This is a genomic window from Methylobacterium sp. 285MFTsu5.1 (genome assembly GCF_000383455.1).
Classification (GTDB): domain Bacteria; phylum Pseudomonadota; class Alphaproteobacteria; order Rhizobiales; family Beijerinckiaceae; genus Methylobacterium.
On the sequence record NZ_KB911288.1, the window covers coordinates 119,602 to 127,249 of the forward strand.

5 protein-coding genes are annotated in these 7,648 nt (G+C 72.8%); 3 read left to right on the forward strand and 2 right to left on the reverse strand.

Annotated features, from left to right (window positions below; translation table 11 throughout):
• Positions 1-126: 126 nt before the first annotated feature.
• Positions 127-1,770 (reverse strand): GMC family oxidoreductase, encoded by a 1,644-nt coding sequence (locus H288_RS0123725; RefSeq protein ID WP_020095077.1) that lies wholly within the window; start codon positions 1,768-1,770, stop codon positions 127-129.
• 222 nt (positions 1,771-1,992) lie between these two features.
• Here H288_RS0123725 and H288_RS0123730 point away from each other — a divergent pair, with 222 nt between their 5' ends.
• From H288_RS0123730 to gluQRS, 3 genes are read left to right on the forward strand one after another with little or no spacing between them, the layout of a single operon-like run.
• Entirely contained in the window at positions 1,993-4,023 is a 2,031-nt protein-coding gene (locus tag H288_RS0123730) for an ATP-binding protein (RefSeq protein WP_020095078.1), read from the forward strand.
• 44 nt (positions 4,024-4,067) lie between these two features.
• Positions 4,068-4,349 carry a hypothetical protein gene (locus tag H288_RS0123735; RefSeq protein WP_020095079.1) on the forward strand — a complete coding sequence of 94 codons (282 nt, stop codon included), beginning with the start codon at positions 4,068-4,070 and terminating at the stop codon, positions 4,347-4,349.
• 16 nt (positions 4,350-4,365) lie between these two features.
• Positions 4,366-5,229, forward strand: coding sequence for a tRNA glutamyl-Q(34) synthetase GluQRS (gene gluQRS, locus H288_RS0123740; RefSeq protein WP_020095080.1), 864 nt, complete (start codon positions 4,366-4,368; stop codon positions 5,227-5,229).
• A gap of 16 nt (positions 5,230-5,245) precedes the next feature.
• Here gluQRS and H288_RS0123745 read toward each other — a convergent pair whose 3' ends face one another.
• Complete coding sequence (locus tag H288_RS0123745) at positions 5,246-7,270, reverse strand: M23 family metallopeptidase (RefSeq protein ID WP_020095081.1); 2,025 nt, start codon at positions 7,268-7,270, stop codon at positions 5,246-5,248.
• Between the last annotated feature and the right edge of the window lie 378 nt (positions 7,271-7,648).

The window sequence follows — 7,648 nt, forward strand, 5'->3', positions numbered from 1 at the left end:
GTCCCTCGTGCTCGCCTCCCGGGCCATGCCCCCGGCGCCAGTCGGCGCGCGGGGACGATCACGCGCGTCCGGTGCCGGCACCTCGGGACGAGCAGGGGAGAGCGATGGTTCGCGCCCCGCCGGTCCTCAGGCCGGCAGCGGCTCGCGCGGCTCGGTGTGGTCGAAGAGCCGGGGCGGCGCGATCGCGTCCCGGGCGCCCATCCGGGCGACGAGATGGTCGGCGACCCGCAGGGCGTTGGCGATGATGGTCAACGTCGGGTTCACGGCGCCGATCGACGGGAAGAAGCTGGCGTCGGTCACGTAGAGGTTGTCCAGCTCGTGCGCCTTGCAGTTCGGGTCGAGCACCGACGTCCTCGGATCCGCGCCGAACCGCAGGGTCCCCGCCTGGTGGGCCGTCCCGCCGATCGGGACGTTCTTGCCCAGGTAGAGCGAGCGGTCGAACAGGTGCGGGTGGATGTCGGTGAAGCTGCAGATCTCGCGCAGCTTCTGCCGGAGCCGCTTGTGCGCCTCGACGTTCGTCTCGGTGAGGTCGAGATGGACCTTGCCGCCCTTGTAGAAGATCCGGTTCTGCGGCAGCGGCACGTCCTCGGAGGTCAGCCAGAAGTCGACGGAGTGCTTGGCGATCCAGTCGAACGGCTTGTCGGGGAACCATTGCAGGAAGCCCGGCAGGCCCTCGCCGTGGATCTGGGCGCCGTCCGACTTGCCGACCATCTGGATGTGGCCGAGGGGGAAGTCCCAGCCGTCCTTCGGGTCCGGATCGCCGAAGTAGAAGTCGTTGAGGCCGAGCGTCTTCTGGAACCGGGTCGGGTTCGGGACCTTCGAGATCGCCAGCACCGTCGAGTTGTTGTGGCGCATGTAGTTGCGCCCGACCTGATCCGACCCGTTGGCGAGGCCGTTCGGGTGGCGGTCGCTGGCCGAGCGCAGCAGCAGCAGCGCCGACGAGAGGGCGCCGCAGGCCACCACCACGAGGTCGGCCGAGGCCTCGAACGGCGCGCCGTCCCGGTTCCCGACGACGCCCGTGACGGTGCGGCCGGAGGCGTCGGTGACGAGGCGCTCGATGTAGGTGCGGGTGAGCAGCGTCAGGTTCGGGCAGTCGCGCAGGGCGGGGTCGACCACCATGGTCTGCGCGTCCGACTTGCCGTTGGTGGGGCAGGGGAAGCCGTCGAACGACTCGCACTTGATGCAGGGCGAGGTCGGCACCGCGCGGCCGTCCTTCTCCACCAGCCGCACGCCCACCGGCAGGTGGAACGGGTGGTGGCCGGCCCGCTTCAGGTTGTCGAACAGCTCCTGGATCCGCGGCTCGTGCGCCACCGGCGGATGGGCGTAGGGCTTGGTCGACCAGGGCTCGGTCGGGTCCTCGCCGCGCAGGCCGTGGACGTGGAACAGCTCCTCGGCCGCCTGGTAGTACGGCTCGAAGACGTCGTACCCGACCGGCCAGGCCGGCGCGACGCCGTCCTGGTGGCGGATCTCGGCGAAGTCCTTCTCGCGGAGGCGGAAGAGGATCGAGCCGTAGAATTTCGAGTTCCCGCCGACGTAGTAGTGCAGGCCGGGGTGGAAGCTCTTGCCGTCGGACGAGTACCACGTCTCCTTGGCCTGGTAGTAGCCGTCGACGATCACCGCCTGACTGTCCCAGTTCCGCGGCTCGCGCAGCAGGTAGTCGCCGCGCTCGATCAGCAGGATGCGCTTGCCGGTCTGGGCGAGGCGCCACGCCATCGTGCCGCCGCCGGGACCGGACCCGACAATGATGACGTCGTAGTGCTCACCGGGCATGTACCGTCTCCGTCCGGACCTGCGTCCTGGCAGGCAACTCGCGAGCCGCTTCTCGGATCACCGCACGGTACCGTTGATCCCGCGCCGCGTCGCGGACTCCGCCGCGGATTCCGCCGCGGACTCCGCGAAGTCCGCAACCGGCGGTTAAGGGCCTTTCCCAACGCCGCCTTCAGCTTCGGCTGCGATCCTGCGGCGGACCGGCCCGATGCCGGGGAGGCCGGAATGATCGACACGCTGGCGCCTGTCCTGGCGCTCCTGACCGCGGCCGCACTGGCCTTCGGCCTTTGGCGCCGGCTCGGAACGCGCCGCGCCGAGCGCGAGGCCGAGCGGCTGCAGGACCGCCTCTGGCGGATCAGCGAGAGCGAGGACCGCTACCGGGCCCTGGTGGCCGCCACCACCGAGATCATCGTCCAGCGGGATGCCCGCGGGCGCATCACCTACGCCAACGAGGATTTCGCCCGCCTGCTCGGCCGCGAGCCGATCGCGCTGATCGGCTCCCAGGACGATCTCGAGATCCTCGACCGGAACGCCGTGGAGATCGGGCCGGACGGGGTCCGCCGCCTGGAGGCGCAGGTCCGGACGGCGGACGGGCGGGCGCGCTGGTTCGCCTTCGTGGAGATGCCGGTGGCGCACGGCGACGCGACGCACTGGCTGCGGGCGGGCCGGGACGTGACCGCGCGGGTCGAGGCGATCCGCAGCCGCGACGCGGCCCTGGAGCGCGCCGAGGCGGCGAGCGTCGCCAAATCCCGCTTCCTGGCGACCGTGAGCCACGAGATGCGGACGCCGCTCAACGGCATCCTGGGCATGGCCGACCTCGTGCTCGGGACCGCGTTGAACCCCGAGCAGCGCACCTACGTGGAGGCGGTGCGCACCAGCGGTCAGGCGCTGCTCGGCCTGATCGACGGGGTCCTCGACTTCTCGCGGATCGAGGCCGGGCGCCTGGACCTCGCGGCCGAGCCCTTCGACCTGCCGGCCCTCTCCGAGGGGGTCGTCGAGCTGCTGGCGCCCCGCGCCCAGGACAAGGGCATCGAGATCGCCCTCGACGTGGCCGAGGACTTCCCGGCCGCGATCCTGGGCGACGCCGACCGGGTGCGGCAGATCCTGATCAACCTCGCCGGCAACGCCATCAAGTTCACCGAGCGCGGCGGCGTCGGCGTCAGCCTGAGCTTCGCGCGGGCCGGGACCGGCGGCGAGGTCGTGCTCGCCGTGGCGGATACCGGCCCGGGGATCCCGGAGGAGCGGCTGCCGATCCTGTTCGAGGAGTTCGAGCAGGGCGACGGCAGCGCGAGCCGCAGCCACGAGGGCACGGGGCTGGGCCTCGCCATCACGCGGCGGCTCGTGACCCGCATGGGCGGGCGGATCGAGGCGGATTCGCGCCTCGGCCGGGGCTCGACCTTCCGGGTCCTACTGCCGCTCGCCGAGGTCGCGGCGGCCGAGGATGGCGGGCGCGCGCCGCTGCCGACGCTCGCCCCGCGGCGCTGCCTGATCGTCGCCGACTCGCCGTTCCAGGCCCCGTACCTCGCCCGCAGCCTGTCCCGGGCCGGGGCCGCCACCGTGATCGTCGACAGCCTGGAATCGGGCCTCGACGCCCTGTCGGGCGCGGCCTTCGACGCGGTGCTGGCCGACCGGGCACTGGGCGACGCGGCGGTGCGCCAGATCGCCGACGCGGCCCGCGCCTGCGGGGTCCGCACCAGCCTCGTGCTCCTCTCGCCGTTCGACCGGCGCGGCTTCGGGTCCCCCGGCGCGGCGGGCTTCGACGGCTACCTGATCAAGCCGGTCCGGCCGCGCTCCCTGTTCGAGCGCCTGCTCGCGTCGACGGGCCCGATCGAGGCCGCGGCCGCGCCGGCGGCGGAGCCGGCGCGCGTCGGCTCCAGCCTGCGGATCCTGCTGGCCGAGGACAACCCGATCAACGCCCTGCTGGCGACCCGGGCCCTGGAGCGCCTCGGCGCCACGGTGATCCACGCCGTCGACGGCCTCGAGGCCCTCGCGCGGCTGGAGACGGACGGCCCCTTCGACCTCGCGCTGATCGACGTGCGGATGCCCCGCCTCGACGGGCACGAGACCGCCCGGCGGATCCGCACCGCCGAAGCGTGCGGCGCGGACCGCCTCCACCTCGTCGCGCTGACCGCGAATGCCGGCCGGGAGGACGAGGTCGCCGCCCGGGCGGCCGGCTTCGACGGGTTCCTGGCCAAGCCGCTGAATCTGAAGCTGCTCCCGCCGCTGCTGGAGCGCCGATCCGCGCGGGCCGCCTGAGCGCGCGTTGACAGGCGGGCGGGTCCCGCGCCAACAGGAGGCCCATGTCGACCGTCAGCCCTCCGTCGCCCGCACCGCGCTCGTCGAGCGGCGCGCTTGCCGCCTGGGGCATCGCGGTCCTCGTGATCGCCACCGTGCTCATCGGCGCCCTGGCGCCGGCGCGGCACGCGTCGCCGGCGGTGTCGGCGGCCGACGATCCGGCCTGCCTCGAGTGGACCGACGGCTGCAAGGTCTGCCGCCGCTTGGCGGAGGGACCGGCCTGCTCGCTGCCCGGGATCGCCTGCCAGCCCGGCGCGCCGCAGTGCCTGCACCGCCGGGACGGGTGATCTGCCGGACCGGTCCGTGACCGCCGCGGCGCCGGTGTTGCGCTTCGCGCCGAGCCCGAACGGGCGGCTGCACCTCGGCCACGCCTACTCGGCGCTGCTCAACGCGGACCTCGCCGCCCGGATGGGGGGCGTCTGCCGCCTGCGGATCGAGGACATCGATCCCGCGCGCTCGAAGCCGGACTTCGTCGACGGGATCGTCACCGACCTCGCCTGGCTCGGGCTGACCTATCCCGAACCGGTGCGGCACCAGTCCCGGCACATGGCGGCCTACCGCGTCGCCCTCGACGGGCTGATCGCGTGCGGGCTCGCTTATCCGTGCTTCTGCTCACGCGGCCAGATCCGGGCGCGCGTCGCCTCCGGCGGCGACGGCCCCCGCGATCCGGACGGCGTGCCGCTCTATCCCGGCACCTGCCGCCAGCTGGACCCGGCGGCGGCCGCGGACCGGATCGCCCGCGGCGACCCGCATACCTGGCGGCTCGACATGGCGGCCGCCCTGCGCCGCGCCGGCCCGACCCACGGCTACGTCGCCTTCGACGCGGCCGGCGCGCACCGGGTCGCGGCGGATCCGGCACGCTGGGGGGACGCGGTGATCGCCCGGCGCGACGTGCCGACGAGCTACCACCTCGCCGTGGTCCACGACGACGCGGCGGAGGGGATCACCCACGTGGTGCGGGGCCGCGACCTTGAGGCGGCCACCGACCTGCACGTGCTCCTGCAGGCCCTGCTCGGCCTGCCGGTCCCGCGCTACCGCCACCACGCGCTGCTGCTCGATACCGGAGGCGAGAAGCTGGCCAAGTCGCGCGGCTCGCGATCCCTCGCCGACCTTCGGCAGGCCGGCGCGACGCCCGAGGCTGTCCGCGCCCGGCTCGGCTTCGCCTGAACGGCAGCGCGCTCCCTCAGCGGACCGCCGCGTCGCGCTGGGCGAGGGCCGTGGCGCTCTTCGACTTCTGCATGGTGGCGTCGATCTGCTCGCGCTGGCGCTTGAAGTCGGCGAGCAGGCGCCCGTCGAGTTCCCGGCCGCGGGGGACGCGGATCTTCATCGGGTCGACGAAGTGGCCGTTGATGATCACCTCGTAGTGGAGGTGCGCGCCGGTCGACAGGCCGGTCGAGCCGACATAGCCGACGATCTGGCCCTGCCGGACCTTGACGCCCTCGCGGATGCCGCGGCCGAACCGCGACATGTGGTTGTAGGTCGTCACGTAGCCGTTGACGTGCTGCAGCTCGACCCGGTTGCCGTAGCCCGAGGTCATCTCCGCGCGGATCACCACGCCGTTGCCGGCCGCCATGATCGGCGTGCCGATCGGGTTCGACCAGTCGACGCCCGTATGCAGCTTGGCGTAGCCCAGCACCGGGTGGCGGCGGTAACCGAAGCCGGAGCGCATGATCCCGTCGGCGATGGGCTTGCGCAGCAGGAACTTCTTCAGCGACCGGCCCTGCTCGTCGAGGTAGTCGATCGTGCCGTCGTCCGGCGACTGGAAGCGGTAGACCTTGCGGGTCTCTCCGCCGAGTGTCAGCGCCGCGTAGAGCAGGTCCGGACGATCGGCGCTGGCCTCGTCGTCGGTGCTGTAGAAGACGTCGAGCCCGTCACCGCTGCCGATGCGGCGCTGGAAGTCGAGGTCGTAGCTGAAGACGCGGACGATGTCCTCGACCGTGGCCCGCGGCAGGTCGTGGCGCGCGGCCGTCTCGTAGAGGCTCTGGTACAGGCGCGGCCCGGAGCCGGAATCCTCGTCCTCGTCCTCGCCGGCCTCCGCCTGAGGCTGTCCCTTGGGGGAGGGGGCCTCCTCGGCGGGGGGCGCCACCGACACGAAGGCGCTGCGGTCGTTCAGGGCCGCGATGCCCTCGATGCCGTTCTCGCCGTACAGCACCACGCGTGTGACCTGGCGGGGATCGCCGGGACGGGGCCCGGGGGCGACCTGGACGCGCATCGGTTGCCCCTCGTTGAGGGCAGCGGTGCGGGTCTTGCCCCCGAGCGCGGCGACGATGCCGCGAACGGCATCGTCGCTCGCGAGGCCGGTGGCCTTGAGCGTGGTCTCCAGTGTCTCGCCGCGCTTCAGCGCGAGATCGCGCTCCTCCACGAGCGGCGCCTCGTTGGCCTTCAGCTCGACCTTGGCGACCTTCGTGACGTTCTCCGGGACGACCAACACCTCGATGGACTTGAAGGGGTTCGCGTCCTTCGGCGCCGCGCCGTCGCCGTCGCCGGCCGCGCCCTGCTGGAGCGTCCGCGACAGCATGATCTGCGGGGCGATCGGGATGGCGGCGCGGCGCCCTGCCTCGGCGGCGATGCGGCGCTCCTCCTCGACCTGCGCGGTGACGTCGTCGTCGCTGAGGGCGGGCGCGTTGGCGTCGACGGCAGCGTCGGCGAGTTCGCGCTTGACCACGGTGACCTCGGCGCTGGGGGCGTCGGCGGACGCATCGGGCGCGCGCTCCAGCGGCTCGTCGGAGACGAATTTCATGGGGTCGAAGCGGGGCGGCTCGGCGGCGTAGACGCCCGTCGTCATCGACAGGGGCGTCGTCAGCCGCACGAAGGCCTTGGCCTTGATGATCTCGCGGTCGCCGAGGCGGACCGTGACCGGCGCCTTGAAGCTCTGCTTGGCCGAGGCGATCATGAGGTTGCGCACCAGCCGGTCGCCCTTGCGGGCGATGTTGGCGCCGCTCTCGCTCGGCTGGGGGCGGGGCATGATCGCCGCCTTCTCGGGAATGGCCGCGAAGGAGACGTCGCCCTGGAGGGACACGTGGAGCGCCGCAGCGATCAGACCGGCGCCGGTCAGGCCGGTGAGGCTGCTGGCGCAGAGCCAGCGGAGGTTGACGGCGCGTCGGTCGATCTGCGTCGCGGTCGCGCCGAGATGGTCGAGAGGCTCGTGCACCCCGCGTGCCGGGGGGAGGGCGGCCACGTCGCCGATCTTGAGTCGCTCGCGCTTCACTCGAAGGCCCTGAGAAGACGATGGCGAACGGGCGTTCCCGCGGGATCCGCGGCGCTGAGGCCGGGCTCGACCATACCGGAGGCGCCATCCGCGCCCGGCAATCTCATCTCACGACCCAGCGTGTCGAGATTGAGGCGTGCTGCTCCCGAGCGCCAGCCCCGGCGCGGGAAAGACCGCGATCATCCACCGCCAGGCTTACGGGTGGTTCGCCGCGCCGGCCGGCAAAAAGGGTGTTGACGGCCGGGAACCGTGGATCTATACCCCGGCTCATCGGCGCCGGCCGCGGAAGTGGACCGGGCGCTGAGCCATCTTCTGACAAGCGGGCGGGCTGGCCGGCGGGATTGCCGGGCGGTCTTCTGTTTGCCTCTGATGAGCCTC

Excerpts from the sequence above, each read along its gene's own strand:
- H288_RS0123730 (WP_020095078.1), top strand. The coding sequence starts at position 1,993 with ATGATCGACACGCTGGCGCCTGTCCTGGCGCTCCTGACCGCGGCCGCA.
- H288_RS0123725 (WP_020095077.1), bottom strand. The coding sequence starts at position 1,770 with ATGCCCGGTGAGCACTACGACGTCATCATTGTCGGGTCCGGTCCCGGC.
- H288_RS0123735 (WP_020095079.1), top strand. The coding sequence starts at position 4,068 with ATGTCGACCGTCAGCCCTCCGTCGCCCGCACCGCGCTCGTCGAGCGGC.